Annotated in this window: 36 protein-coding genes and 1 pseudogene; all 37 read right to left on the reverse strand. The window is 51.2% G+C overall.

Translation table 11 applies throughout. The annotated features are described in order from the left end of the window. Positions 1-55: 55 nt before the first annotated feature. The 37 genes and pseudogenes from HV243_RS14160 to HV243_RS14340 all read right to left on the reverse strand — a co-directional run bounded on the left by HV243_RS14160 (position 56) and on the right by HV243_RS14340 (position 24506). On the reverse strand, positions 56-1819 hold the full coding sequence (locus tag HV243_RS14160) for a lytic transglycosylase domain-containing protein (RefSeq protein WP_053389120.1): 1764 nt from the start codon (positions 1817-1819) through the stop codon (positions 56-58). Between the two features lie 211 nt (positions 1820-2030). Continuing rightward, entirely contained in the window at positions 2031-2441 is a 411-nt protein-coding gene (locus HV243_RS14165; RefSeq protein ID WP_053389121.1) for a hypothetical protein, read from the reverse strand. After that, positions 2441-2875 (reverse strand): hypothetical protein, encoded by a 435-nt coding sequence (locus HV243_RS14170; protein ID WP_053389122.1) that lies wholly within the window; start codon positions 2873-2875, stop codon positions 2441-2443. The genes HV243_RS14165 and HV243_RS14170 overlap by 1 nt, the downstream gene beginning before the upstream one ends. A gap of 10 nt (positions 2876-2885) precedes the next feature. Next, complete coding sequence (locus HV243_RS14175; protein ID WP_181603817.1) at positions 2886-4376, reverse strand: DUF3383 domain-containing protein; 1491 nt, start codon at positions 4374-4376, stop codon at positions 2886-2888. Then, a complete protein-coding gene (locus HV243_RS25565; RefSeq protein ID WP_249415210.1) occupies positions 4373-4888 on the reverse strand; it encodes a hypothetical protein in 516 nt (171 codons plus the stop codon). Before HV243_RS25565 ends, HV243_RS14175 begins: the two co-directional genes overlap by 4 nt. Then, positions 4885-5169: a hypothetical protein gene (locus HV243_RS14185; protein ID WP_249415211.1), complete on the reverse strand. Its 285-nt coding sequence runs from the start codon at positions 5167-5169 to the stop codon at positions 4885-4887. Before HV243_RS14185 ends, HV243_RS25565 begins: the two co-directional genes overlap by 4 nt. A gap of 67 nt (positions 5170-5236) precedes the next feature. Beyond that, the gene (locus HV243_RS14190; RefSeq protein ID WP_181603818.1) at positions 5237-5704 is read right to left on the reverse strand and encodes a hypothetical protein; all 468 of its coding nucleotides are present in this window, start codon (positions 5702-5704) and stop codon (positions 5237-5239) included. After that, positions 5697-6101, reverse strand: coding sequence for a DUF4054 domain-containing protein (locus HV243_RS14195; protein WP_053389126.1), 405 nt, complete (start codon positions 6099-6101; stop codon positions 5697-5699). Before HV243_RS14195 ends, HV243_RS14190 begins: the two co-directional genes overlap by 8 nt. Before the next feature lie 3 nt (positions 6102-6104). Beyond that, complete coding sequence (locus HV243_RS25570; protein ID WP_249415212.1) at positions 6105-6431, reverse strand: hypothetical protein; 327 nt, start codon at positions 6429-6431, stop codon at positions 6105-6107. Between the two features lie 3 nt (positions 6432-6434). Then, positions 6435-7454 carry a major capsid family protein gene (locus tag HV243_RS14205; RefSeq protein WP_053389128.1) on the reverse strand — a complete coding sequence of 340 codons (1020 nt, stop codon included), beginning with the start codon at positions 7452-7454 and terminating at the stop codon, positions 6435-6437. Then, positions 7454-7951 (reverse strand): hypothetical protein, encoded by a 498-nt coding sequence (locus tag HV243_RS14210; RefSeq protein WP_053389129.1) that lies wholly within the window; start codon positions 7949-7951, stop codon positions 7454-7456. Before HV243_RS14210 ends, HV243_RS14205 begins: the two co-directional genes overlap by 1 nt. After that, positions 7951-9234: a DUF2213 domain-containing protein gene (locus tag HV243_RS14215; RefSeq protein WP_149330431.1), complete on the reverse strand. Its 1284-nt coding sequence runs from the start codon at positions 9232-9234 to the stop codon at positions 7951-7953. Before HV243_RS14215 ends, HV243_RS14210 begins: the two co-directional genes overlap by 1 nt. A gap of 62 nt (positions 9235-9296) precedes the next feature. After that, positions 9297-10106, reverse strand: coding sequence for a phage minor head protein (locus HV243_RS14220; RefSeq protein WP_249415213.1), 810 nt, complete (start codon positions 10104-10106; stop codon positions 9297-9299). After that, complete coding sequence (locus HV243_RS14225; RefSeq protein ID WP_181603819.1) at positions 10063-11490, reverse strand: DUF1073 domain-containing protein; 1428 nt, start codon at positions 11488-11490, stop codon at positions 10063-10065. The genes HV243_RS14220 and HV243_RS14225 overlap by 44 nt, the downstream gene beginning before the upstream one ends. Further along, the gene (locus tag HV243_RS14230) at positions 11487-12836 is read right to left on the reverse strand and encodes a PBSX family phage terminase large subunit (RefSeq protein ID WP_346342848.1); all 1350 of its coding nucleotides are present in this window, start codon (positions 12834-12836) and stop codon (positions 11487-11489) included. The genes HV243_RS14225 and HV243_RS14230 overlap by 4 nt, the downstream gene beginning before the upstream one ends. Before the next feature lie 6 nt (positions 12837-12842). Beyond that, positions 12843-13424 carry a terminase small subunit gene (locus HV243_RS14235; protein WP_149330429.1) on the reverse strand — a complete coding sequence of 194 codons (582 nt, stop codon included), beginning with the start codon at positions 13422-13424 and terminating at the stop codon, positions 12843-12845. Between the two features lie 343 nt (positions 13425-13767). Next, positions 13768-14064, reverse strand: coding sequence for a hypothetical protein (locus tag HV243_RS14240; protein WP_181603820.1), 297 nt, complete (start codon positions 14062-14064; stop codon positions 13768-13770). A 70-nt stretch (positions 14065-14134) separates the two neighbouring features. Beyond that, positions 14135-14862, reverse strand: a pseudogene (locus HV243_RS25715) (KilA-N domain-containing protein). A gap of 181 nt (positions 14863-15043) precedes the next feature. Continuing rightward, a complete protein-coding gene (locus tag HV243_RS14250) occupies positions 15044-15514 on the reverse strand; it encodes a lysis protein (protein WP_181603821.1) in 471 nt (156 codons plus the stop codon). Then, positions 15511-15960, reverse strand: coding sequence for a lysozyme (locus HV243_RS14255; protein WP_179154245.1), 450 nt, complete (start codon positions 15958-15960; stop codon positions 15511-15513). Before HV243_RS14255 ends, HV243_RS14250 begins: the two co-directional genes overlap by 4 nt. Then, positions 15944-16267 carry a phage holin, lambda family gene (locus HV243_RS14260; RefSeq protein ID WP_161623307.1) on the reverse strand — a complete coding sequence of 108 codons (324 nt, stop codon included), beginning with the start codon at positions 16265-16267 and terminating at the stop codon, positions 15944-15946. Before HV243_RS14260 ends, HV243_RS14255 begins: the two co-directional genes overlap by 17 nt. A gap of 221 nt (positions 16268-16488) precedes the next feature. Next, positions 16489-16722, reverse strand: coding sequence for a hypothetical protein (locus tag HV243_RS14265; protein ID WP_181603822.1), 234 nt, complete (start codon positions 16720-16722; stop codon positions 16489-16491). A 142-nt stretch (positions 16723-16864) separates the two neighbouring features. Further along, positions 16865-17383: an antiterminator Q family protein gene (locus HV243_RS14270; protein WP_181603823.1), complete on the reverse strand. Its 519-nt coding sequence runs from the start codon at positions 17381-17383 to the stop codon at positions 16865-16867. Between the two features lie 124 nt (positions 17384-17507). Next, positions 17508-18119: a recombination protein NinG gene (locus HV243_RS14280; RefSeq protein ID WP_181603825.1), complete on the reverse strand. Its 612-nt coding sequence runs from the start codon at positions 18117-18119 to the stop codon at positions 17508-17510. After that, on the reverse strand, positions 18112-18780 hold the full coding sequence (locus HV243_RS14285; RefSeq protein WP_181603826.1) for a metallophosphoesterase: 669 nt from the start codon (positions 18778-18780) through the stop codon (positions 18112-18114). Before HV243_RS14285 ends, HV243_RS14280 begins: the two co-directional genes overlap by 8 nt. Then, positions 18777-18956: a NinE family protein gene (locus HV243_RS14290; protein WP_149330424.1), complete on the reverse strand. Its 180-nt coding sequence runs from the start codon at positions 18954-18956 to the stop codon at positions 18777-18779. The genes HV243_RS14285 and HV243_RS14290 overlap by 4 nt, the downstream gene beginning before the upstream one ends. Beyond that, the gene (locus tag HV243_RS14295) at positions 18953-19375 is read right to left on the reverse strand and encodes a hypothetical protein (RefSeq protein WP_149330423.1); all 423 of its coding nucleotides are present in this window, start codon (positions 19373-19375) and stop codon (positions 18953-18955) included. Before HV243_RS14295 ends, HV243_RS14290 begins: the two co-directional genes overlap by 4 nt. 38 nt (positions 19376-19413) lie before the next feature. Further along, positions 19414-19611: a hypothetical protein gene (locus HV243_RS14300; protein ID WP_181603827.1), complete on the reverse strand. Its 198-nt coding sequence runs from the start codon at positions 19609-19611 to the stop codon at positions 19414-19416. Next, positions 19611-19853 (reverse strand): hypothetical protein, encoded by a 243-nt coding sequence (locus tag HV243_RS25720; RefSeq protein ID WP_346342832.1) that lies wholly within the window; start codon positions 19851-19853, stop codon positions 19611-19613. Before HV243_RS25720 ends, HV243_RS14300 begins: the two co-directional genes overlap by 1 nt. Continuing rightward, a complete protein-coding gene (locus HV243_RS14305) occupies positions 19853-20536 on the reverse strand; it encodes a DUF551 domain-containing protein (protein ID WP_249415216.1) in 684 nt (227 codons plus the stop codon). Before HV243_RS14305 ends, HV243_RS25720 begins: the two co-directional genes overlap by 1 nt. Before the next feature lie 3 nt (positions 20537-20539). Further along, positions 20540-20905 (reverse strand): hypothetical protein, encoded by a 366-nt coding sequence (locus HV243_RS14310; RefSeq protein WP_053389143.1) that lies wholly within the window; start codon positions 20903-20905, stop codon positions 20540-20542. 2 nt (positions 20906-20907) lie between these two features. Beyond that, entirely contained in the window at positions 20908-21426 is a 519-nt protein-coding gene (locus HV243_RS14315) for an ead/Ea22-like family protein (RefSeq protein ID WP_072161041.1), read from the reverse strand. Next, positions 21423-21965 (reverse strand): hypothetical protein, encoded by a 543-nt coding sequence (locus tag HV243_RS14320; protein WP_181603828.1) that lies wholly within the window; start codon positions 21963-21965, stop codon positions 21423-21425. Before HV243_RS14320 ends, HV243_RS14315 begins: the two co-directional genes overlap by 4 nt. Continuing rightward, complete coding sequence (locus HV243_RS14325; protein WP_181604084.1) at positions 21962-22570, reverse strand: hypothetical protein; 609 nt, start codon at positions 22568-22570, stop codon at positions 21962-21964. The genes HV243_RS14320 and HV243_RS14325 overlap by 4 nt, the downstream gene beginning before the upstream one ends. Before the next feature lie 127 nt (positions 22571-22697). Then, positions 22698-22955, reverse strand: coding sequence for a hypothetical protein (locus HV243_RS14330; protein ID WP_181603829.1), 258 nt, complete (start codon positions 22953-22955; stop codon positions 22698-22700). Between the two features lie 298 nt (positions 22956-23253). Beyond that, positions 23254-23658, reverse strand: coding sequence for a hypothetical protein (locus HV243_RS14335; RefSeq protein WP_181603830.1), 405 nt, complete (start codon positions 23656-23658; stop codon positions 23254-23256). Next, positions 23655-24506 (reverse strand): ATP-binding protein, encoded by an 852-nt coding sequence (locus HV243_RS14340; RefSeq protein WP_181603831.1) that lies wholly within the window; start codon positions 24504-24506, stop codon positions 23655-23657. Before HV243_RS14340 ends, HV243_RS14335 begins: the two co-directional genes overlap by 4 nt. Position 24507 lies beyond the last annotated feature (1 nt).

The raw sequence follows: 24507 nt of genomic DNA on the forward strand, positions 1-24507 counted from the left end.
TGTTTTTCATGAGTAAATTATACGGCATTTTCACTATAATACATGAAGTTATCTGTTATTTTACCGAACTTGAGAATGCTGCGTTTGTCGATGCCCGGCTAGCTTGTTGATTGATGCTCTTTGTCAGCGCGTCAACTGTGGTCGGGTTACTGTTCACATTCACGGTGTTGATGTGGGTGCTGTTTTGTATCTGAGGCTGTCCGCCACTCGATGCAAGTTGATATGGCCTGTTGTCTGCCATTCTTCCCTGTGTCGCATAATAGTTTCTGGCATTGCCCATGTTTCCATAGACCTTGCCGGTGTACTCTCGCGTTTCTTTTGGTAGTTGTGAAATATCGCTACCATTGGAGATCCACTTATCAACGTTACCCATTCCCCAGTTATAGGCTCTGAGAGCGTTGTCGACGTTGCCATCATAGCGTTTCAGCAACTGTCGCATGTACACGGAAGCTGCGGCGCGAGACTTCTCTGGATCAAGTCTTTCGTCAACCGTTGAATCAACTCGCAAACCCATATCTCTGGCAGTTGCTGGCATAAACTGATAAGCACCGGCAGCGCCTGAACTGGTGTTGTATGCCAGTGGGTTCCCGCTTGATTCTGTCATCATCACGCCGTGGAGCAGATCGTCCATTTCTCCCGGTGCCTGCTGCATCCTTCTTGCTGATTGTGCGTGTTGTGCTGGCTCGTCAATGCCGAAAAATGACTTTAAAGAATCCCATGTGATGAAAGGTGTTTTATCACCATGCACCTTGTCGTACATATAGTCGCCAACATTTTTACCTTCGCTTTTAGCGTCTGCATTAGCTTTATCTATGGCATGAGCTGCTGTTGTAGCAGCGATAGTGGCCATAACCAATGGGTTTGAGCGCAGACCGGCAGCCAGCAATAACAAAAGCGCATTTGCCCCGCCGACTGATTCCGTCAGTTTTTTAATTGAATCGCCAGCGGCACTAAAGAACCCAATGATGTCGCCATGGTGGTCTTTGATCCAGTCACCAAACTGTTTCAGTGCGCTCATGACTTCAGGCGCAAAGGCGATGGCTATATCCTGTCGGATGCGATCAAACTGCGCGTCGAGTTGCCCCAGGGTAACCAACAAGTTTTCCTGCTCTTTTACCTGGGCTGCAGTGATGTTCGACTTCTTAGTTTCAGAATCGACCAGAGATTTTAGCTCGCCAGATTTAATCTTGGCTGCGTCTGTCGGGTCGAATCCGGCTGCAGCCATCACCTGCATCAGGTTTTCCTGAGAGTGTGATTTGCCGTAGCGGGTGAATTCCCCCAGCGCCTTGTTAGGGTCGCCAAGGTTATTTATGTTCAGCCCGGTACGCGCACCCAACACCATCAGGTTTTGCGCCGCGCCGGTGAGCCCACCAAAGATTGTTGGGTCTTTGATATTAGCCAGCGACATGCGAGCATTACCAGAAGCACCGATGAACGCATCGCCATTCAATCCGGCCTGCTGGAATCCTCGCCGCATGCCAAACATCTTGTTCACGTCAGTGCCGAAGAACTTCGCCTGATTGCTCGCACGAACGATTTCGTTTGAGGTTGAGGTGAATAGCTGTTTGATGCCGTAAAGCCCGGCACCGATACCTAGGAACCCGGCAGCCGCTGTGTAAGCTCCGCGAAACGATGACGCCGCCGCGCTGCCAAACTGAGTTACATCCAGAGTGCTCGATTTCAGCGTTCGGCTGATGTTTTTGCCGGAGCGGTCAAAATCCCCCTCCAACTGCTTCACCTCATCTTTCAGCTTACGTTTGCCATTCAGGAACTCGTCAGCCTTGATTGTGACCTTATAGGCCAACTCGTTGATGATCATCGTTGCTCCTGATGCTTATGCCACACGCGCTGATTGAAGTTTTCCACTGAGATAATCTCGAGCAGGTTGTACATATCCACTACGGAAAGCCTCTCCTGCAAATCGAGGTAAGAGGCTTTACCGGAGCAGATAATGGCGTTGATGGTTGATGAGATATTGACGGGGGCGACTAACTTAGCCGGTAGAGCATCTTCCTCAAGGAAGGGATACTTTACTCTCCGGCGATCGTTAAAAAATCAAAGTTAACCTGAAACACCTTGTCCAGCAGGGAGCGAATCGTCGACACCTCTTCGAAGTCCAGAGAACCATTCACTTTGCGCTGCTGGCGCTGGCCTTCACTGGTGATGATGATGTCCACCGTCGACATCAGGCGATCACGCAACTGACGGGCAACTTCAGGAGATGACGCAGAGATTACGCTCAGTCCGACAGTTGCCAGCCCTGCGCAACCCATTGCGATCACATCAGCCGGGATGCTGCTGTAATTAGAATCACCCATGGCGCGGAAGATATCCTGCGCCAGAGTGTCGGCATCCCACGCCGACATCTCAGTGATGAGGAATTCCTTACCCTTATCGCGTCCTTCTGTTTCAACGATAAAGGGGATCTCTTTACGTGCCATCAGATAGCGCTCCGTGTGACGGTCTCAAAGTGGAATGCTGCTGGGCGAGGCTGAAGAACTCGGCGACCCGGAGGGGTCGGGGTCCATGTAAATAGTATTCCGTTGACGAAATTCCATTTCGCACCTAATGCCGGAACAGTAAGAACTGCATTACATTGAAACTTAGAGATCGCCGTTCTCTCGGCCGCCATCCAGTCATCAACGAGGCTCCCCGCATTAGATGTCGGCATCAGATTAATGGTGAATTCAGCTGGGTTAAATACGAAACCAGCGTGGTATTTACCATCTGCAGACATCTGCTCTTCTGCGTTTTGAAGCGCCCCCGTTTCGAACATGTTGTCGGCTGAGTAATCATCAACGTCAAAACCGCCAGGGTAGTAAGCAGGTACGACGATGCGCAGCTTGGAATTAGCACTTGTAATGTCAATTGGCATTTTGTCGTCCTTACAGAATTGCGGTTGAAGACATGCTGATGGATTGGATTAACTGGCCGTCAACCCAGTAGAAGATCGCCCCCTGCAACTGACGCTCAAGACGCGCCGCTCCGGTTTGCGTCGGGATATACAGATACCATCCCTCGGAATACAGCGTCGCGGAGATATCCTTGCCAACTGTGTTGTTCACGATGCGGATCTGCGCATTGTCCAGTACAACACCTTTCTGAATCGCGCCGAACGTCAGAGCCTGGTTAGCAACGTCAATTGTCGCAGCCTGAATCGCACCGTATCCGTTTTGGTTGAACGGGTAGGACTGATTATTGGTGAACAGGTTTGCGTATGCGCTGACCAGATTAGCGTTAATCCATACCTGATCGATGAAGGTATCCAGCCAGACGAATTTACCTGAGATGGCACCATCAGAAGCATACTGAGCCATCGTCTTATTCAGACTGTATGAGCCGTAGAAGTTGTAACCGTTCGATTTCAGAGCCTGAGCCGTAGCAAGATCGCTCACGTTGGGGGTAAGTCCGGGGAAGCCGCGGAACTTGAACGAGATACGCCCATTGGTGCGAGCAAAGTCTACCGATGCAGCATAGGCCAGTGCGGTTACGCTGTACAGATATGTGCCGTACACCGGGAAAATGTTCTCGTAGCCATTAGCCACAACCACTTTCTGCACGAAGCAGTTAGCATTGTTGGCGACAGTTCCTTCAGCCGTAGTGTCATGCACGACATAGCCAAAGCGGTTTTTGCTGCTGCTTGCCCATGCGCACAGCTCTGTTTTCTGGTCATCGGTAAGCTCGACCAGCGAGTTAAACAGGATCCAGTTCTGGTTGACGTTGATGATGTTATTCATCGTGTCTGTCAGCGTTACAGCATCGGAACCAGGAGAGACGATTGCTGCAGTAGCCTGTGTAAGCAATAGACCGGTTGCCAGTGCTCCAGCGGTCGCATAAGACACTTCGCTATCTGCGCCGGTAGTAGCAGAGCGAATGATGAAGCGATTAGCAATTGGCAGCCATTCAACTGCGACCTTGCTTGCACCGATACCAACCTGCAATTTTGACGCAATGTCGCTGAAACTGGTAGCAGTTGACAGGTCGATTGACGTACTGGTGACAGATACGCCGTCAACTGACAGGGTAATGGTGCCAGCCGGGATTGCTTTCAGGGTAGCCAGTGCCACACCTTTCAGATTACCGGACAGCAAATATCCAGCAACGTCAGCAGTAACGATGCGGTACATCAGCAACTCACCAGGAATAACGGATGAGTTTTCGTAGCCGTTGAAATACTGCTGAGCGGCGAGGAATTCTTTTGATTCACTGCCCATCAGAGCAGAAACATCAGATGATGAAAAATAAGATTGCACCGCGCCGACCGGGATAAGCTCGTTATCGGTCAGCATCAGGCCGTTAGCATCAACCGCAGAACCGGCAGGCGTAACGACATTGGGCGTGATATTGAAATCTACGGATAAAGGGATTGTGCTCATTGGCGTCCATCCACCTGTTGGGTTGTAATTTCTGCTTTGTCGAAGTAGTCCTGCGGGAACGACACTGTGATGTGCGCTTGCAGGGAAAGAGTTAGCGTGTATCGCTCCTGCCACTGGCTTTCCGCATCAATCATGGGAGCCTGAATTGCCGGAGATGAGTAAAGTGGTGCCAGCCTGTCATCAATAGCCTTGATGGTGTCGTAGCCATAGCCGCTGGCAAATGTGGTTTCTAAGGCGATTGCCCGATCCCCTGCACCCTGACCATAGATATCAACCTGGATATCTGCCTGGCGAACCTCGGTGTATCCCATAGCGCTTGTCGACGGCGAGCCCGTGTCCTGCTTGATATCTCTCGTCGTGGATAGCCGCGGGAATCGCAAGGGGGTCAGGATGCAGAACTGGCCTTTTTGCATCGGCACCCTGTTAGCCTGCGCCTGCTGCGCCTTCCCACAAATGGGCTCTACGAAATCAGCAAGCACATCGATGATGTTGTCTATCGTGAAGTCGTTCATTCATCCACCTGCAGGCATACCAGCAACTGAGACCAATCTGGCCAGAGTTCCAAAGGCTCAATGACCAGCCACGTTTTCCCATCGACAATGAACAGGTCACCGCCCTTCTGCATCTCCCGGTTAACGCTGTAGAAGCTTCCATTAACGTGGATAGACTTGAACAGGCCTTGAATATTAAGCCCGTCTACGTGCTGCAGGTCGCCTTTGGTCAGCGGCTGAAACTGGATTGTGATTGGCTCATCGGGTGCATACTGAGGGATTGGCTTTCTACCTGGGCCCATCACCTCGCCGATATAGCGCCGGACAGTTGCGGTGATGTTTGGATTGACGCTACGTATAAGGCTGTTGCTAACTCTGTGAAGATTCAATTTCACCCACCTCGTAATTGACATCGCCGATCATGACCTTGCTGTCTACGAGGGGCTTGGTTGAGTCTGTGCGTCGCTCTTTACGGGTGCGACGAATGTGCAGAGTTGTTGGTGAAAGTGGAGGGTCGATAAGGTTGGAGATTGATTCCTGTACATCACCCTGAATCTGCGCACCAACCACCTCAAGCACCTGGTCAACTGGAAGTCCTGATGCCATACCCCTTGCAACCGTGTCTGACCATTCATTTTCATGCTCAGAAATGGCATTTCTGAAGAATGGACGAGGAGGCTGATTGTTTTCCGGCCTTCCGTACTCGTTGGTTGCAGCCACCATAGAAACCGGTGTTCCATCTGGATATGTTGCCCCATCAATGAACCCCACCTTCACCTGCTTAGAATCCAGTTGAGAGGCAACGTTATTCAGAAAGTCCTCGATAGCATCAGCCATACACGCTCCCAGGGTAGTAGTTCGCTATGCGGTAAACTTTTGTTGCCTGCCAGAAGTCCATTCCGTGTTGACTTTGGGTGTACCACATGTAACGGAACTCAATTGGTCCGGCATCAGAGGAAACAGACACGCTCCCCTCTGATGCTGACGCCAGCCTCCCAACCATTCCCGTTCCGCCGTTACCGTTCGCATCCCCATACCGCAGGTACGCTAAGTGAGCCATAAGCAGATAGAGCAGGCGCTCCCGCTTAACGGCATCCTCAACGAGCGAGCATTCTGAGTTGTTCAGGTAGTCAGTGGCTTGGTCAAACAGGTAGGGAAGCTGTGCATCAGGAACATTGGAAAACTCAGGGAACATGGCGCGGAACTTGGGGATATCAAGCACCACAATTGCCATGGTTTATTCCTCTTTGTCAGGCTTCGTCGTCTGCTTTTTCGGGTCGAGTTGCTCCATGCCGGTCTTCTGGCCTGAACGTTCCTGAGATGCATCTTTTGCTGATGCTTCGTCAGTAACAGCAAACACGACGCCATTGCGGATCATTGGCTGGTCTGCGAAGGTTTTCGCGAACCCATCCCATAACTCAGCAGGAACATCGCGGGTGATGCCGAAGCCGTTAATCAATAGCGAGTCATTGGTGCCATTGAGTTTAACCCGCTGACCTTCGTGACTGATGACCAGACCGGAAGGAAGCTTGCAGCCGATGATGTAAGTTGATGCCTTTGCCATTGCTTACGCTCCCAGCATTTGCGCGAATAAGAATGGCTGCGTGATTACCGCGCCGTAAGTGGTACCGGAGTATTTCTGCTTGTAGTGGGAAAGCTCAGTTACCAGTGGGTGAGCACGGAGTTTTTCGCTATACGCCATGAAGCCGACTTCCTGACCCTGCACCTCTTCAACAAACATCTGAATCAGCTCACCGGCTGCAGTGCTGTACTGCGGCGCGGTTTCGATGCGCATGTTCGGGAAGGCTTTCTTCAGCATATCTTCCAGGGAGGTTGCGAAGATTTCGTTTGCAGACTTCAGGTTAACACTGAGTTTGTTGGACATCGCCAGAACGAGCTTAGAGGACATGTCCACGCCGTCACCGACGATACCGTTGGTGCTGGCAACCAGGTCTTCGTACAGCGCCAGAATGTCGTTGTACTTATCAACAACTTGCTTGTCTTTCCACAATACGCTGCTGCCGACAGTCAGCGGAGTGATCGGCGCAGGAAGTGAAGGGTCGTTCAGCATGCCGTAGTTGCGCAGACCGGCAACGCCGTAGAAGTAGAACTTGTTCTGGTCCTGGTCGAGAACGTTAACCGCGGCACGCTGTTTTTTGGCGGCATATGGCAGCATAGCAAGGCCGTAACGCTCCTGCTCCAGTTCGCCATACTGCACGACGGTCTGGTAGCGGTATACGTCACGATGTTCCCATGACGGGGTAACCTGCACTGCGCCCTGCTCGCTGTAGTCGTCATACGCCACAGTGTCGCCGGTTTCTTCGATGCGCTGGATCATGAAGCTATCCTGCGCCCATGCACCGCGTTTCTCTTCGCGTCCGAGAATGGCTACTGCGCGGTTCGGGGTGAATAGGGTTTCAACGATAGTCGGATCGATGAAGGTTGAAACGATAGCAGGAATACCGCCGTTTGCAGGCAGTGAAGGCTGCGGATCTGCATCCATTGCCAGACGGTTAACTGACGCCGGAAAGGTAATACCCTGGGCGTTAGCAACCTGGATAAAATCTTTAAATGATGGTTGTGGCATTATGCTTTGCTCCAGGAAGAAATGATAACCAGATCGCCAACTGCTGCGCCCTGAGAGACGAACCAGTCAGTTTCAACATGACCAGCTACGGTCGCGCCTGCTGCACCGGTAGCGATAGTTCCATCGGTGGTGCTTGCGAATACCTTCTGACCAACAGTAGCAACGGTAGAGGACTTAACCCAGAAGTCGCCGCCGACCTTAGGGGAAACTTCAACACCACCGCGGATCAGCATGCTCGCGCTCTGGCCGTAGCCGATGATGGCTTGTGCCAGGTTCTGGATGAAGCCAACCGGTTTCGAGTCGGCAGCCGGTGCGACGTTGGTCACGATTTTCGGATTGGTTGCATCGCGGAATACGAAAGTGGCGATAGTTACGCCTGCTGTAGCCGCTTGGAATGCACCAGGGCCACCTGCAGCGGCGATGATTGGAGAAGATGAAGCCGGGTGGCCTACCTGACCGACACCGCGATAGATGTCTACGCTTTCTTGAAATGCCATTATGCTTTACCCCCGCGAATCATTTTCAGTACATCGGATTTGGTGTCGCCGCTTAGGTGATGAGGCGTCGAGTCTTGCGCCATTGCTGGAGCTTTAGCCAGTGCGTTGAACACGGAGCGCAGCGCACCTTCTGGCAGTGTTGCGTGGTCTTCGCAGCCCATCTGTTTCAGAGCGGTACGGTATACCTCTTCAGCGCTGTCACAGGCCAGCTCACCAACCACTGGTCGCACGTCACGCTCAGCCTGGCGTAGAGCCTTGTAACGGTCTTCTACGCCCTTGATAGCGGCATCCATCGCTAACTTGCTGTCGTTAGCCATTTTCTCTTTCTCTTTTTTGTCGTCGTCTTCGTCGTCAGCTGTTTTCGACTTTTTGTCTTTGTCGTCTTCGTCTTCCGCGCGATCACGTTTACGGTCTTTGTTTTCGCGTTCTTCACGCTCTTTCAGTTCACGCTCTTCGCGTTTCAGTCGCTCGGCCTCGGACTCGTTATCCTTCTCGGCCTGAGTGGCTTCGTCTTTGATAACTTCGTCCACTTTCTTTTCAACGTCTTCAGGCTTCTCATCGTTCGCCAGGTACGGCTTGATGGCTGCCATCAGCTTATCTTTCAGTGTCATTAGGATGCTTCCTGTTGGTTTGGAGTCATAAACAAACACGTCGGGGCCAGCCCGACCACTTGGCACGATTGCCACGTGATTACAAACGATGTCGCGCATAACTCCATCGTATGCCTCGCCCTCGTACACGCCGGGAGTCAGGTCGAGCCTGTAGCGATAGGAGGATGAAATCTCTTTCTGTCGCTCTGTCTCCACACCCATGATGGAATCCATGTCGTGAATTCCCATTGAGTTATAGAGGTATGGCGCTTCGAATCTGGCGTCTGTACCGGTTGAGCCAACAATGGACTCTTTCGGCGGGTTGACGACGGTGAATGGCAGGTGCTTGTTCAGCACCGGCTTGTTGTTGAATGTCGGCGCGGCCTTGCGTAGCTCTTCCGGGTCGCGCAGCAACCGATATGCCTTTTCCGGGATTAGCCCAAGCGCCTCAGCGCCTGGAATCTCCTTGCCATAATACACGCACACGTTCGACTTGCTGATCGGCGTACTTTTTACGTGAAGCATCCCGTCTGCGTCGTAACTACGCACGCTGGCCCGGTCGAATGCGAATACTGAGTCCTGCGCGTAGCCATTGGCATATGCGGATCGCTCAACCTCTTCGGCTTTCTCTTTGGTGTCGAATGGTCCACGCCCACCCCAATACCACTTGCCGTCTTTTTGATGTACTGGCATGGATTTACCTTTCTTCAGGCAATAAAAAAGGCCACCGAAGTGACCTTGTGTTGTTGGTTAAATCAGAATGGCATCACCGGCTTCCACGTGCATCCGCAGTTTGGTAATTGACCTGGCATGATGTACTCGCCATCAATCAGGCAACCCTCTGACAGCTTGAATCGCTTGCGCTCCTTACCAGCTTTAACGTGGCTCTGCCTCGGCTTGTGTCCGCCGCCGCTATGCACCCACTCACCCTCGGTGATTCCGGCTGCTTGCTGGCGTGCTGCTGACATGGCACTGGTTGCCTTGCGTGTCTGGTCTCGAGCAATGAACTCAGCCCTGCGTCTGGTTATGCCGTGACGTTTACCGAAAGCTGCCTCAATCTCGTCGGCAAGCCCCTTGCGGTCACCGCCACGAGCAACGGCCCGGTACACCATACCCTCAACCTCGGTGAAGTATTTCTCAGGGATGGAGCGAATCAGCGACACGTTCTCTGCAATGATGGCGTCGACCTTCTCGGTCATCGCCGGAGTCCATTGCATATTGATGGTGAGCGATTCTTTACGGGCTGACGCAAGCAACCCCCGATTAACCGCTGACTCTGTTTTCTTCACCAGGTCATCAGATATCGGTAATGCCTTGTTGATGAAGCGGTCTACCCATTTGCGGGCCAGCGCGTCGAGAGCACGTTTAACCAGTTGCACCGGGTTGGCGTCCATTGCCAGTTTCGAGTCCTGAGCCAGCGGATTATCGCGGATTATATCGAGCACCTGACGTTTCACGTCGGCATTCATCTCGCGTATCTCTGCGAGCAATTCCCGCCGATACCACACGATGTTTCCGGCGTTATAGTTCACCGCTCTCAAGGCCTTCGTTTTCTTCCGGCTCATAGTCACCATCCAGAGTTTCGAAACTGGCGTTTTCAATGCCTTTCAGTGCTTCGCGCGCTTCTTCAGAACTGACGAGTTGGCTGTCTGCCGCCACCGCTACCGTTTCAACGCGCAGCTTGGCAATTTCAGCACGCTCTTTCTCGCTGATTTCATCCAGAGGCTTGAACTCGAAATAGATGTCGTCGTTGATAGCGCCGAACTCAGAGAGCTGAATCAGTTTGAAGATGTTCTCCAGCGGTCGGCGCATTTCGCCATCCTGATAACCGGACACCGTTTCGTGCCAGGTTGCAAGCTCGGAATCGCCGGAAGCATTCAGACCGGCGGGCGCGTTACCCAGCAGCTTCAGGTTGGTGATGCGAGCGGGCATGCACAACTGGTCCTGATAGTTCGATAACAGGTTGGACAGGTCGCTAAGGGATGTCTGCATGTGCAGCAAATCCTCTTGCGTGTCCAGCGCCCATATGCCGAAGTTATCCTGGTACTGCGTGAATAGCTTGATGCGCTTATCGAACTGCCCAGGCTCCTGCAATCTGGCATCCATGTCAGTCTTCAGTGCTCGCATACGAAGAGTGCGGAGAATCTTAATCACGTTCTTCTTGGCATCGCGCCAGTCTGTAACGTAGTCCTCCATCAGCTGCGTGAGTGACAGGCCGCCGAAGTTATACGACGGCTTGAGAATGTCAGGAACCGGTCGACTCACGATATCCATGAAGCGAGACTCATCTACCGTATCGCCCATAACGAACCATGCTTGCGGCTTGTAGAAACCTTTCTGCAAAGGCCATCTAGTGTTATACAGAGCCGGATAGACCCATGTTGGATCGACAACACGAAATGCTTTTAGGGAACCCTTTGGAATCTTGCGGGAGTCGAAGAAAAGTGGCTTACTCAGCTCTTCGCCGATAGCGCCAACGTCGATAAAGATGTGAGCCACGCCAAACATCGAGTCCTGCCGCACAGCTTCGTGCATCAGGCGCTTAACGTCGTACTTCTCCAGCGCCCTTTCCATTTCATCAATGGCTGGGTCGTGGTCGCCTTCCTTGCGGCTCTTAACCTCAATCCAGTTGCGGGTCATCTCATCAGCGAACACGTTGTGCATGTTCGAGTATTCGACTTGCTGAGACATAGCAGCCAGCGCAGGATAACCACGGAAACCTGAATACTCAGTGCCAGCATACATGGCGTTAATCGCCTCGTAAGGCGTCGCATCCATTGCGAATGTGGCTTTCTCTTTGTCTTTCGGGATAACTCCCGGCAGTGGCTCGTAGGTTTTAAACTCAGCCATTGGCGCAGCGTCATTAGCAACCGCCGCAGAGTCCAGGTGCATCTGAGTAATCTTTGCTGGCTCCCGGCGAGCTGCCTGCGCGGCTTTACGTCTTGTCATTGAAGTATCTCGTCAGGGATATGGAATGGCTTGTGAATCGGAGCGAACGCCATGATTAGCGAGTCAGCCATGTTTGGTGATGGTATGCCGCGCTTCTTCATGTCTTTCTTGCTCTCAACCTTCACCCGCCCGTTGTTGTCGTAATCCACCCACGGGCGGGACAATTCAGCTTTGAGGTATTCGAGTTGCTTGATACCGGATGACAGGCTGATTAGCTGGTCGTCAGTGAATTGCTTCACAAACTCGGTATCGTTGGGGTTGGCTTCCAGGTGCTTAATCACGCGCCAGGTATTGTAGAAGCGGTCACGCACTCCCCACCATGCTTGCGCCTTGATGTTGGAGAACATGTCTTTGTTGGTCTTGCCGTCTGCATATTTCGCCTCAGGCTTAAACACGGATTCGCCAGCATTGAAACCGGTGGTTGGAATGCGACACACTCGCTTTAGGTGCGCTTTAACGCCAGCACCGACACCAATGGAGTCGTAAACTATCTCGCTTGCCCTGACCTCTTCCGCGTAGTTCTTCACTCGGTCAGCGGAGGTAATTACGTCACCTTTGTTCCATTGGTTGCAGTCTGTCACAACTGAGCCGTGAGCCAGAGTGGTGGCGTTGCTGTCCTCACCCTCGTCTGCCACGTCGAATCCGACACGCTTACGCCCGGATGCAGCAAAGCCGATTTTCAGGTGAGCATCTACCGCAGCTGCAATCCAGGATGGCTTGATGATTGCCATATCGCTGTCGGCAACCGGCTCACCTTCCCAGATATGCAGGTAAAGGTCGTAGTCTTTACGCTTGCACTCTTCCATCTCCAGACGCAGAACGTCAGGGAAATGTGGGTTGTCGGTGTAGTTGACCGTCAGCAAGCAAATGTCATCAGGGGGAGAAATAACGAAACGCTGGTGCGTATCGTCGAGAATATTCTTCGGGTTGTAGCTGACCCAGATTTCAGATCCTGGCTTACGAATAGTGGGGATCAGGATGTCCCATGAGTCCTTCGATACTGCTTCGGCCTCTTCCATCCAGCAAATGTCGATACCCTCAAGCGACTTAATTTTGGTCGGGTTGTTCTTGATGCCGTAAAACATGAACTCGCTGCCGGTAATCAGGTGGCGAATACTTGTTCTCTGCACCTCAAACTCTGCCTGATAGCCCTCGCGATTTATCGTGTCGTCAAGAAGGCGGATTACTGAGTCGCTGATACTGTTCTGAAGTTCGCGGGCGCAGAGAAAGCGATAGCACCCCCGGCGAGATATCTCTACGAGTAATCGTGCAATTGTCCAACTTTTCCCTGACCCGCGCCCACCTTTGCCACTTTGTATCGATGCGGCCTGATGAATGGTTTGAATACGGGATTAAGCGTCGTCATCTTCGAATAGCTCACTGAGGGGTTTATTCATGGAGAGAGTAGCGGCCAACTCTGTTTTCTTCGGAGCATCCCAACCTTCCAGATCAGATAGCTGCCTGATGGCTGCTTTTGGATCGTGAAGTTTTATCGATATTCCGCGCTTCCCCACCGTTAACTCCTGGATTGCAGATAGCGACACTGGGCTTTGCAGTGCAGAATCCTTAAATTTCCACGTTGCCTGGATAACTGGATTTCCTTCTTCATCCTCGCCAACAGCCTGCTCAGAAAACTCCACTAGGTCTGATAGATTAGCTCGCCCAAGAGACGTAAGTCGCTCCAGCGCTTCTTTGCGCGTCATTACAGCATCACTTATCGCCGCCTCGCTGATTGCATCCAGAAATGCGTTGACCTTAGGATTACTTAAGATTTCACTTGCAGACGCGTGGGCGCTTTCTTCTGTTTTGGCCTTCCCACCTGCTGCGCGGTAAGCATCAATTTGGTTAAGCCCCTTCACAATGCCTAACGCAAAATTCTGCTGTAATTTTGTCATGGCATCGAAAAGAGCTTTTTGTGTATCTGTTAGCTCCATTTCGAATCCTCAGGAAAACAGCTCTTGTTTGTCTGTGAGCTTTGCCATTTGGAATTATCCACTGGTTTTATTGAATACATCGCGGGGATTGGCGAGACAACAGCCAATTAAAACTTATATAAAACTCTGTCAATGGCACTTTACTGGCGTCATTTGCAGAACTTTATATTCGCAGCATTGCCACGCTTCTCAGAGTTGCTCCGCCACTTGCTGTAATCACAGCCATTAAGATAATGACCACCTTCCTTTCAGGTTGACCAAGTCTCTACTTCTTGTCTGGTAAGCATTATCGAAGCCCCTCAGTGAAGAGCTTTGTAATGAAGAGCCGTTGTGAAAGTGGCTCTCAGTGTGCGGGTAATTCCCCATCAGCAACTTTCTGGGCGTAGTAATCAAGGATGTCCTCGATGACTGCTACGCCTGATGGTTTGAGTCCTTCATACTTACCGATGGATGCGAAATACTCCAGGCGATCCAGGTTGTAAATGTCGAGCATTTGAAAGAACTTCATCTCCACTGCGGCAGCATCCATGTCATCAGCCATAAAATATGAAGTGAACATCGAGGCCAAACAGTCAGCATCTATCAGAATGTCGCCAAATGCAGACCGATAGATTGGTTGTCGGTGTTTAGCAGTTTGCATGATGACAAATTCCTCACAGACCTGCCTGGTAATAGGAAATTTTTCTGGTGAATATGGGTTCATTCTCACCTCACGCCGCTGCGTACAGCAATTTCATCTGACCCTTTACAGGGAATGCAGACATACAGCGAGCTTCGAAATCACGATAGTCTGAGCATCCATTGGCAATGCTGGTAACAGCAATGATCTGTCGCTCAACCAATGTCAGAGCATCAGGTTTAAGGTGCTGATGGATTTTATCTCCCGCAGCTAGGCGCTTTTTAACCTCTGCATATACTTCTGGTGGCAAGACTGGGCCATATACCCATTTAGCACTGATCATCCCAAAAAGTGCGGGACGCCGGCCTGGTCGATGACGAGGAAGCCCTGACATTTTAAACATCGCTGAATAAAAAGGATCGCTAAACCTCTTCTCCCATGGCTGAGATTTGTCCAGCAAGAAAATGGCCTTGATTCTTTCATCGTCGATGTGATGAACGGATCCCTGAATGATTGCGTCAATTTGCTCATCACACCAGATCTCGAAATCTACAGAAAGCCACCGTGCGAACCTGACAGCTAGTTTAGGGTGAAGCCATGTTCCGCCGCCACGGTCTTTGCGAGCGCGACTGGTTTTTACATACGGGATTTTCCCGTATCTACGCTCAAGAGCCTGAATGTACGAGTCAGTCTCCGGTAGTCGCAGGAAATCATTTGGCGCTTATCGAATTTATCGGCGGCAGTTGTTGCATCAAACCAACCATCGTCAGAAAAACGCATTGGATGGCCTTCGAAATAAATCGGGATGATATTAGACATCGTATTTACCTTTTTGGTGATATGAGCCAGTTCTCGCAGACATGGACAGCCCAAGAGCGGCACGATGTAAGCCACCGTCCTGTCTCTGTCTCATATCCCGAAAAGCTCTTGGTTTTTGTGCGCGGAGAATGCGCGGGGTGCTTTACTTCTGGCATAAAAAAGCCCCGCTATTGCGAGGATGTTATTTCAGGCACTGCGTGTTGATGTATTCCTGCAGATATTCGACCTGCTTCGTCACTGTGACAATTCGCTCTCTGAGGGTGAAATAATCCCGTTGAGCGGAGTCTGTAAGTCGGGGGCCGGAAGCATCGCCCATGCTGCCGGTGCTGGTCGCTCCGTTCGCGGGACATTTTGCGTTGATGCGCAACCCACACTTGCCATCACGAACGCAACGCTGCAAATCATCAAGCTGCTTTTTCGCATCTGCAAGTTCCTTCGTGTATTTGGCATCCAGAGCAGCAACATCTCGCTGGCGTACCTGCATATCTTTGATGGTGGCGTTAGCCAGGCTGAGATTCTTGGCGGCTTTGTCGCGCTGGTCTTTGTAGGTGATGGCGTTGTCGCGATAGCGGTTCACGGAGAATGCCAGCACGCCGATTAACGCTATCACCAGCAACTGCAACCAGTAACGCCTTACCAATGCGCCAATCACGACAGGAACAGAGCACGCTCCGCCTCACGCCGACGGGTCAACCCATTCAAAACTTTACCGCCAGCTTTATTCCAGCGAAGAAACTCATCGGCAGCACCTTTGATATCGCCTGCATTAAGCTTTTTCAGTAGCGTTGATGTCGAAAGCGCCCGCGATCCGACGTTGTAAGCGAACGAGACCAGCGCATCAAACTGGCCCTTTGTCAGCTTCACTCTGACCAACTTCAGCACATCGTTTTCATAGCTCACCAGCCCCGTTTTGAGCAACCTGTCAGCCGTTTCCTGGTCGATGGTCATTCCGGGCTTTACTGGCTTGCCATCTATCGGGTGAGTCCAGCCATAGCCAATTGTCCACGGCGCACCACCAGTGCCGGGATCGGGGTATGCGGTCAGGCGACAACCTTCAAAACCTTTAATCAGTGCAATGCCTTCATGGCTGGTTTGCATCGTCAACTCCCGCCTTTTTGGCTGCGAATTTTTTAATCATATTGCCGATCGAATCGGTGCCGATGTACCCAATAAAGACGCTGGCTATGTAGGCGAGGTTGCTGTTCAGGCCGATAAAGTCCAGAAGGTCACGAACGAACCAAGCAATCATCGCGCACATCAGCGCATCAATTAGCGTTTTTGTTACCGCGCCGCCGTTATAGCGACCGCGCAGGTAAGCCATGATGAAAGCCAGCATTGCACCAATACCCTGCTCCTTGGCGGCAAGTAGCGCAGCGATGAAATCTTGTTTGTATGGCATTTTCATAGGCCTCACCTCCGATAGTACGGATGGCGCTGTATGTGATGAAAGGGTAAGGCCCTCGGGCTGGATTTAACAACGAAGCATGTCGATGATGATTCCCGGGGCCTGAAATAGAAAAAGCCAGCACGATGGCTGGCAATATGAGGGTGGTGCGTTGAGCTTTCGCTCTTATGGTCCTGGTAGGGATTTGGTGCAATAAAAAAGGCCGCATTAGCGACCTTCCATTAAAATATTTTTCTCTGCTGAGATTGCTCAGTCCATCCCGGTTGATTGAATGGGCGATCACCATTACTCTGGGCTTGAGCGGACCCCATGCGAGCTCTGTTCATCGCCGCTATCCTTTCTAGGCTAGGAGAGAAACTCCCGCTCATCTCTCTTGAAAAAAAATCATCTCTTTCTGCTTGAGAGCAGTTATCAAGCCATTCAAGCACTTCTTTCGGCCTAATTTCTTGCATCATAACAACCTCGTCTAGTTGTTCGTCACTGTTCGCTATGGCAGGCAGTGACGATACTGCTTTTCGACTGGCCGGTCTAGCCATAGCAAAAAAGCCACCGTAGCAACTTAAGAGTCACTAACGGCAGCTTACCTACTAATTATGGCTAAATGGATAATGCAATGTCAAGGCTTTTAAATGCAATATGTTTAACTTTATCTACACGTTTGCGGTTTTTAAAAGCATCTTGCATTGGCTGATACAGAACAAAGAGCGATGCACGGAGAATTTCATCAATCTCATTTCTGCAAGTTGACAGAGATGGACGACGCCACCCTTCACCACTTCTTCCAGCCATTTTGCGAGGCTTTGCGGTAGCGTGATAGTAAGATGCAATGGCTCTCTTGGACGACCCGTGAGAGTAGTAGCTAAGCAGAATGCCAAAGGCCTTTGTGTCGATGCGCATAACGGAATCTACGACCTGAGAAATCAACATTCCGTCATCGTCATTGCACATTGGCCTGGTCATTACCCGGGAAGGTTCGACTCTTTCCATGAATTGAGCTATTACGCTACTCATTCGCTTTTCCAGTCGGCCCGAATATACCCATGCCCCCCACAACTCAAGATGCCCATTAAGCCAGTCATGCTGATCCTTGGTTAAATTCAGCTCTCTTACTGCCATTCTGGCCTCCTGTATAACCGGTAAAATTGACGAAGAATGATGTAGTTGTCTGGAAAGGTTCTGCCGCGCGGTAATAGCTGAAGTCGAACCCACCTGATGCGGAGCGCTTCGATGATTTCCTGCTTCATGCCGCTTCACCTCTTACTCTCTGCAGGTCTTTCAGCTTATGCTGATATTCAGACTTGATCGCCTTGCACTCTTCTACAGTCCAGCGATGGCGATGATGGTCAGACTCGATTTCATCTACATCCGCCTGCCCTATACGGTCGATGAGCGTCACGCGATAAGGAACGAGGTTCCCGCTCTTGTGCTGATTGCACACGACACATTGTTTATGGATATTGCGTTCATCAAATCGGAGTTGAGGTGCCGCAGCAGTCGTCCGGTAGTGACCGGCATCCCACTGAGCAGACGTGAACGTTCCGCACGAGATACAGGGTAAGTCGCGGTCTCTTTCTCTGATGAAGGCGTTTACTGCTTGTTGGGCTTGTTTAATCCAGTAACTGCGGGGCTTTAAGGCGAGCTTTCGAATCTTGAGTTTGTCTTTCTGCTGTTGTTCCTCTCGTCGTCGTTTCTTGTCTGCGGTTTTCTCTGCTTTTTCACGCTCTTTGCTTCGTCGTTCGAGCGCTATCTTCGTTCCACAATCTGCGCAGCACCACCACTGATTGGCAAATGCTGGATGGAACCACTCACGGCACTCTTCGTTTTTGCACCGTCGCCTCGGTTGCTTAGCCATTTTCTTCTCCCTGAACCTGTACCAGCGTTAGGTTTCCGCAGAACACTGCGCCAGTGTCGATGTACATCTGGTTGGCGTATTTCAGTGGCTGGCGGGCTGGAGTGTGACCGAAGATAAACAGATCGGCGCCGGTTATTTCGTGGTGATTCCCATCCTGAGAACTGGAGATCCGCTCCCTGTTCCAGATTACCTGATGAGCATCAATATCCTTGCCGAACTCATAAACTCCGGAAGGATAGTCTGCATGGCAGACAACCACCTTCTTATCACCGGTAATCAGTTCGATTACGAGTGGCAACTCTGCGGCTTTATGTACCAGAGCTTTCGCCAGCACCTCCTTGTCATAGTCAAGGTTGAAGAACCAACCACCACCATTCATCAGCCAGTGATTGACGTTGCCAAACTCAGACAGGCCGTCGATCATCATCTGCTCGTGATTGCCACGTACAGCGCGGAACCATGGCATCATGATCAACTCAAGGCATTCGACGTTTTCAGCTCCGCGGTCGACCAGGTCACCAACGGAGATCAGCAGGTCTTTCGCCGTGTCGAATTTCAGCTCATCAAGCCGGTTCATCAGATTGGTGTAGCAACCATGCAGATCGCCAGCTACCCATATGTTTCGCCAGTTTGAACCGTCTATTTTTTCATAAACATTCACGCAGTTCTCCTCCTCGCCTTAACGCGTAACCAGCGCTTGGCTATAAGTGGATAGGTCGGGTCGTAGCTTTTTACTTCGGATGCCGTGGGGATCGGCTTGGGTTTGTTTCGACTTCGTTTGGTGGGAGTGAATATCAGATTATCCAGTGCAATTTGAGTTGTGCTTTTTAGCTTCACTCGTTCTGCCTCCGTTGTAATTCCCGGTACTCGCAACTTTCAGGGATGGTCAGTCGCAATCCCTTCTGGTTAGCCCACTGGTCAATGTCGGTTAGGTATTTGTGCATCTCTCCGATATCCAGTCTCCGGGTTGATTTAACGTACCTGGTCATTCCTGAAATGGTTACCGGCTTAGCTGGGCAATACATATCCTTGAGCCACTCGTGAACCTCCTCATCGGAAAAGCGCTCTGAGCCGACAGCAGTTAGTTGCTCTGCTATTTCAGAGTTCCATTTCCAGAGGAGGCTATTTTGTGATAGTGAACGACGTTCGCGATACTCAGATATTTTTATGCGCCAGCGTTTGCCGGTAGAGAGGATTTCTTTGAGAAGTGACCAGAGTTGAGCTTTATTTGTTTCGTGCAGGATAAACTCTTGCACTCATTACCTCCTGCGCGGCTTTGCGTTCTGCGGGGGATTTAGGCATTGATAACCTTCCCGCAGCGCTTGCAGTAAATTCCGTGATAGGTTTCTGGTCTAGATGCTTCCATCATTTGCAAAATTGACGAAACATCTGCTTCTGCCGACTTGAGATTCATAGACGGAGCGCCTTTTGTGATCGCCACGCGGAATGAATGACCAAATATCTTTCCGAAAATACCTTGGCACTTATCCATCACTTCACCTCCTCCATAATCTTTGACGCATCGATTTGACTTAGGCGATTTGCCATGGCTTCCATTTCTCTGCGCATAATTTTTTGAAGCACCCTATCTCGTCTGAAATGGCAAGGTTGCGGTCTGTGCTTACGCCTTTCCCTAAACGGAAGAGATGATGATTGCCAGTATCGCTTTCTGAGTGCCCCAGACTGCTCCATGTCAGACCTGAAGATTTCGCCTATCGTACTAGCCCTCGGCATCAATTCTCCTCCTTAGGCGGATTTGGTAGCGGCATCCAGTGGGTTGGAGTCCATGATGCACCATAAACAACCCACTTCCCTTCGTGCCAGTAGCCAACCTTTTTTCTCCAGTCGCCGGGACCATCAAATTCAGCAGTGCAAAGCACATCACTACTGTCTTCCGGCATCCGCTCGCTTACCGGAATCCAACCACCCGGAGTTACAGGAGAGTTGCCAGCCTGAAGCATGGCTGCGCGGCAGGAGTCAGGGCATGTCAGCATTGATACGGCATTCCACGCCTTCACGTCGATTAAGTTAAAAGCATCATCCGGCAACACATCTTCAAGGTGATTAAGCAACACGCTGACCACATCCGGCAGCGGTACTACCGGCGCTGGCGGGGCGGTGTAAAACTTTGTACCAATAGGAAGCCGTTTCATCTTGCTTGCCCCCTTGATAATTCGGTGAGTTGATGCTCCCCCAAGCTCTACAGTTCCATCCATTACAAGACCGTCGCATTGCTCTGATACTTCGCCAACGGGTTCAGCCGAAATCACCCCATCAATCACCTTCACAGCATCAGCCATTGCGTAGCCGAGATTACCGCCGTCGCTTTGTGCTGCTGCTTTGCTGAGTATTTCGCGTATCTGGTGCAGGCGATCGAGTGATACATGACCGTGCGCCGGGTGGTTGTTAGTTGTCATGGGTTAGTCCTCAAGATTACGCGGTGCTCCGCGATATTGTGGTGCTGGAGTATGCTTCGGAACAGCAATGGCATGCTTCATAAGTTCTTTCCAGGTCTCTGCGTTATTGCGAAGCCATCTACCATCGTTATCGTCAAAGAATCCTTTAGCGACAGAGTGAGATAATGGCTCTGCGACATCACACGGAACCGCCATCGTCTGTACGCCATTGTTGTAGTATCCGAGGTTAGATAGCACATGACTTTCAGCGTAACGACCTGCCGTGTGGCAACGGCACCGGTATCCGCTATCGTCTGCTGCCCACAGCGTGATATACGGGTCACCGCGCTGGGTGTGTACTGTGCTTAGAATGAAATATTCACGCTCCATGCTCACTCCCCCTTCACGCCAATGCCAGCGGTGCTTGCTGATTCTTCATATGCGCGTTTAGCAGCGTTAAGTATTGCTGCCAGTGGCGTATATCCGCCGTCCATTCGAATTGTGTTGTGGATGGCGGCTATCGTGTCACGCAGTTTGCTGTGGCTCGCAGAAAGTTCATCTATGCGCTTCTCTGCGGCCTCCAGTGCTTTCTCTGCTCTGTCTGCACGCTCGCCTTCCGATTCAGCTAATCCGTGGTAATGCCACTTTTCAGCCTCGTATGTGCTGGCGTAACCTTTTTCTTTCTCCAGATCATCCAGCAGCTCCAGCACGGTGGCAGGATTTGCCACCTGCACAAACTCTCTGTTTTCCTTCGCGTCTGGACCTTCAAAGTGCGCGATGATAAATCCGGCGTTAGCCTGGTCGTCAGAACTGCAAATAGCCTCCCAACCATCACCAGACTCTTTAATCCATTCGCCTGCGCTTGCTGACCGCGCCTTACTCCGCAACGCCTGCTTGTTGAGTGCTGTCATTGGGCTGCCTCCAGCTGGTTAAGTCCATCACGTACAGCGCTAACGATGCGATCGAGGTATTGATATTTGTGGTTTGGCACAGTCGGCCATTTCGCATACCATGGGTCATCACCCAGCAGGTTAAGCAACTTGTCACCGACAAGGTAATCGCAGCAGCTCGCCTTCACGTCATCGGCACCTTCTGCCTCATCCCACATAACCCTTGCTTCTTCGTGGCTAATCTCCAATTGCCGGCGAAGTTTGATGATTTCAGACTTCACAAAAATAAGGTTCGCATCATTGTCGTCATCAACGGTGCTTTGCAGTTGCGGGTCGAAGCATCCGATCAGGTACTCATTGCTTACTCGCTTAATGAATTCCTGTACTGAATCGCCTCCCATTGAAAACCATGCCCCCGTCCACGCTGTTCCATAGCAGGTAATAGTGATGCGACCTTTTCCTGGTTCATAGTTTTCAATCATCACGCGAATCGGGTCGATACGTTCAGCGCCGGTGACAGTGAATGCCAGTACATTCATTTTTTCGACTGTGATACTCATAGCGCGGCTCCTTTGCGAATCTGGGCGGCGAACTTAGTGGCGCGTCGTGCGATTGCTTTCATCAGTCCGTTTCCTTGTTCAGCACCCTCCGCATTCTTGGCAAACATCTCCACACCCTGCGCCCGCACTTCAGCCAGGAAGGCGTCGGTAGCTGGGGTTTCAGCTTTGATGATTTCCACTGCACGGGGATAGCTAATGCTGTCGCGCATCTGATGAGTAGCCCATGCGTCGATGTCGTCGCCAACCTCTACCTCGTCAGGGAACTCAAATCCCGGACCAGAGATAGTTCCGTATAGCCATTCCTGAGCAGCCTTCTTGTTGCCACCGTCCAGATACATAATCGCCGACTGAATGCCAATGAGGTATTTATGCAGCACCCAGGCATTCGACAGTTCGCTCGCCGCTTTCGGTAGCAGGTAAGCATTCTCCGCAGCCAGCGCCCTGCACTTGCTCTCGGCGTTAGCGAGCTGCACTGACAGTTCCGCGTTTTGTGATTGCAGCTCAGAGAATTTACGCACCAAATACTGCGCATTGCTCTCGTTAACTTTCAGGTCGCCTGGCAGACATTTGCCACGGAGAAAACCTTCCATTTCGTATAAAGTCATAATCCTACCCTCATAAAAAAGGCCCGCATTGCTAGCCTGTTAATCGATGTTTTTGCGTATTGCATAAAAAAGGCCGACTATCACGGCCACGCTTGCAGATAGCTCTGCTATGTAAGGTTCAGTCATGTCATGCTTTCCCTAACTTTTCCCATGTCTTCAAGGCGTCACCGGATTCTCCATTAATCAACGCTATGATTTCCTCCGGATTCTCCTTCACCTGAATTCGCTCACCAGATCGCATTTTCACGTAAGTTATTCCTGCTGGAGTAAGGCTTTCGATGTGCTCTACAAAAATGTAAATGGGCTCATAAACAGTTTCTGGCTCCCATCCATACTTGCCTTGCTTCTCTATCGTGCACTGCTGGCTTAATTTGATGATGTTCATGCTCGCTTCACTCCGAATGTCTTAACCAGTGCCGACTCCATGCGACCTACGCAGGAGCGTATACGGGCTATTTCTGTCTCTGGAAACATGCTGGATGCCATCTGCTCCAGTGCGCCTTTAAGTGGTTTGCTCTCAACCTTTTCGATACGTGCCAGAGCAAAGGCCTTGAGCGATTGCTTGATGCTGCGACCGTCTACGCGAGCACATGCCCGGCATAGTTCGGCGTGGAGGATGGTTTCAGGAAATTCTCCGTACTCTTGCTCAATGATTTCTCGTGTGTTGCGTAATTCCTACATTCTCAAGCTCTCCCGTAAACCATCATCAGCCTCTTGTGTGCATCGCTTTGCATGAACTCAGCGACAACTCCGTTCTTTGCCGGGTTGTACGGCGCGAACATTTTCACATCGTCTTTGCCTGATGGCTTCTTAGTACCCTTCGCTTCCTGGCTACTCAGATTGGCCTCGACAGCACGACGCCTGATTTCTTCGTAGCCACCACTTTTCAGCCAGTGCTGATAAGCATCTTCGCTGGTGAATACACCGATACCCGGCACGCTGCGCAGTTTGCCCATGAAGCGGAGTTGTTTGGCCTCTTCGTAATACCGGTTGCGGCAGATACCAAGCTCTTTGTAAATCAGATCAACCTTGGCTGGCTGGTTAGCTGATACGTAGTCGAGAATGCGTTGCTTTAAGCTGTCCATCATGCGGCCCCCTTAGAGCGGTATGAATCCCAGGTGAATGACAGAGTGCAACCGCCACCGTCGCTCATGCGATCTATGACGCGCTCACCGATGAAAGCCGCCAGTTCCTCTTTGGTCTGGTTGCTAATCAGGATGGTTGGCTTCATGCGCTCGTAGCGGGTGTTGATGATTTCGAACATGATCAACTTCTCAGCATCGCTACCGAACTGGACGCCGACCTCATCGATGATCAGCAGGTCTGGTTTGGTGAAGTAGCGGATCACATCGTCCTCAGTTCGCGTTGAGCCCTTCGACCAGGTTGATTTGTACTCACGAGCAATTTTCAGAGCAGTGGTGAATACGGCTGAGCTTTGATGCTCGGTGATTGCATGCCGCGCTATAGCCAGTGCAAGGTGGTTCTTACCGGTTCCGGGCTTCCCGCACATAACCAGCCCGCCCCCCTTCTGCAAACGCTCAGGCCATCGGTTGGCGTATGCCTGGCAGACCTTCAAGGCTCGTTTAGCGTCATCGTTTACCGGTTCGTAGTTCTGCAAAGTGCAGGACAGAAAGCGATTTGGAATATCCAGGCTATCCAGAAGCCGCTCAACGTTTCGCTTACGAGAATCCTCATCGATACGGATTTTCTCAGCCTGTAGCTCGATTAACTCATCCCTAATGCAGCCCGGGCAACGAGACGGCACGGTTGGTATTTTGATATGCGTAGTCGATACGCGTCGGCGCTGCTGGAATGGTCCGTGTCTTTCGCAGTTGGCATCATCAAATTCAACAATGCTGTTTGGGATTTCTAACGGCGGCTGTGATAACTCTGAAAGCATCTTTTCCAGAGATAAAATCTTTTCGTCCAGTGTCATG

Source organism: Citrobacter sp. RHBSTW-00599 (assembly GCF_013784065.1).
Classification (GTDB): Bacteria; Pseudomonadota; Gammaproteobacteria; order Enterobacterales; family Enterobacteriaceae; genus Citrobacter; species Citrobacter braakii.

Excerpts from the sequence above, each read along its gene's own strand:
- HV243_RS14160 (WP_053389120.1), bottom strand. The coding sequence starts at position 1,819 with ATGATCATCAACGAGTTGGCCTATAAGGTCACAATCAAGGCTGACGAG.
- HV243_RS14165 (WP_053389121.1), bottom strand. The coding sequence starts at position 2,441 with ATGGCACGTAAAGAGATCCCCTTTATCGTTGAAACAGAAGGACGCGAT.
- HV243_RS14170 (WP_053389122.1), bottom strand. The coding sequence starts at position 2,875 with ATGCCAATTGACATTACAAGTGCTAATTCCAAGCTGCGCATCGTCGTA.
- HV243_RS14175 (WP_181603817.1), bottom strand. The coding sequence starts at position 4,376 with ATGAGCACAATCCCTTTATCCGTAGATTTCAATATCACGCCCAATGTC.
- HV243_RS25565 (WP_249415210.1), bottom strand. The coding sequence starts at position 4,888 with ATGAACGACTTCACGATAGACAACATCATCGATGTGCTTGCTGATTTC.
- HV243_RS14185 (WP_249415211.1), bottom strand. The coding sequence starts at position 5,169 with ATGGGCCCAGGTAGAAAGCCAATCCCTCAGTATGCACCCGATGAGCCA.
- HV243_RS14190 (WP_181603818.1), bottom strand. The coding sequence starts at position 5,704 with ATGGCTGATGCTATCGAGGACTTTCTGAATAACGTTGCCTCTCAACTG.
- HV243_RS14195 (WP_053389126.1), bottom strand. The coding sequence starts at position 6,101 with ATGGCAATTGTGGTGCTTGATATCCCCAAGTTCCGCGCCATGTTCCCT.
- HV243_RS25570 (WP_249415212.1), bottom strand. The coding sequence starts at position 6,431 with ATGGCAAAGGCATCAACTTACATCATCGGCTGCAAGCTTCCTTCCGGT.
- HV243_RS14205 (WP_053389128.1), bottom strand. The coding sequence starts at position 7,454 with ATGCCACAACCATCATTTAAAGATTTTATCCAGGTTGCTAACGCCCAG.
- HV243_RS14210 (WP_053389129.1), bottom strand. The coding sequence starts at position 7,951 with ATGGCATTTCAAGAAAGCGTAGACATCTATCGCGGTGTCGGTCAGGTA.
- HV243_RS14215 (WP_149330431.1), bottom strand. The coding sequence starts at position 9,234 with ATGCCAGTACATCAAAAAGACGGCAAGTGGTATTGGGGTGGGCGTGGA.
- HV243_RS14220 (WP_249415213.1), bottom strand. The coding sequence starts at position 10,106 with ATGAGCCGGAAGAAAACGAAGGCCTTGAGAGCGGTGAACTATAACGCC.
- HV243_RS14225 (WP_181603819.1), bottom strand. The coding sequence starts at position 11,490 with ATGACAAGACGTAAAGCCGCGCAGGCAGCTCGCCGGGAGCCAGCAAAG.
- HV243_RS14235 (WP_149330429.1), bottom strand. The coding sequence starts at position 13,424 with ATGGAGCTAACAGATACACAAAAAGCTCTTTTCGATGCCATGACAAAA.
- HV243_RS14240 (WP_181603820.1), bottom strand. The coding sequence starts at position 14,064 with ATGCAAACTGCTAAACACCGACAACCAATCTATCGGTCTGCATTTGGC.
- HV243_RS14255 (WP_179154245.1), bottom strand. The coding sequence starts at position 15,960 with ATGCAAACCAGCCATGAAGGCATTGCACTGATTAAAGGTTTTGAAGGT.
- HV243_RS14260 (WP_161623307.1), bottom strand. The coding sequence starts at position 16,267 with ATGAAAATGCCATACAAACAAGATTTCATCGCTGCGCTACTTGCCGCC.
- HV243_RS14265 (WP_181603822.1), bottom strand. The coding sequence starts at position 16,722 with ATGATGCAAGAAATTAGGCCGAAAGAAGTGCTTGAATGGCTTGATAAC.
- HV243_RS14270 (WP_181603823.1), bottom strand. The coding sequence starts at position 17,383 with ATGGCAGTAAGAGAGCTGAATTTAACCAAGGATCAGCATGACTGGCTT.
- HV243_RS14280 (WP_181603825.1), bottom strand. The coding sequence starts at position 18,119 with ATGGCTAAGCAACCGAGGCGACGGTGCAAAAACGAAGAGTGCCGTGAG.
- HV243_RS14300 (WP_181603827.1), bottom strand. The coding sequence starts at position 19,611 with ATGGATAAGTGCCAAGGTATTTTCGGAAAGATATTTGGTCATTCATTC.
- HV243_RS25720 (WP_346342832.1), bottom strand. The coding sequence starts at position 19,853 with ATGCCGAGGGCTAGTACGATAGGCGAAATCTTCAGGTCTGACATGGAG.
- HV243_RS14305 (WP_249415216.1), bottom strand. The coding sequence starts at position 20,536 with ATGACAACTAACAACCACCCGGCGCACGGTCATGTATCACTCGATCGC.
- HV243_RS14310 (WP_053389143.1), bottom strand. The coding sequence starts at position 20,905 with ATGGAGCGTGAATATTTCATTCTAAGCACAGTACACACCCAGCGCGGT.
- HV243_RS14315 (WP_072161041.1), bottom strand. The coding sequence starts at position 21,426 with ATGACAGCACTCAACAAGCAGGCGTTGCGGAGTAAGGCGCGGTCAGCA.
- HV243_RS14320 (WP_181603828.1), bottom strand. The coding sequence starts at position 21,965 with ATGAGTATCACAGTCGAAAAAATGAATGTACTGGCATTCACTGTCACC.
- HV243_RS14325 (WP_181604084.1), bottom strand. The coding sequence starts at position 22,570 with ATGACTTTATACGAAATGGAAGGTTTTCTCCGTGGCAAATGTCTGCCA.
- HV243_RS14330 (WP_181603829.1), bottom strand. The coding sequence starts at position 22,955 with ATGAACATCATCAAATTAAGCCAGCAGTGCACGATAGAGAAGCAAGGC.
- HV243_RS14335 (WP_181603830.1), bottom strand. The coding sequence starts at position 23,658 with ATGATGGACAGCTTAAAGCAACGCATTCTCGACTACGTATCAGCTAAC.
- HV243_RS14340 (WP_181603831.1), bottom strand. The coding sequence starts at position 24,506 with ATGACACTGGACGAAAAGATTTTATCTCTGGAAAAGATGCTTTCAGAG.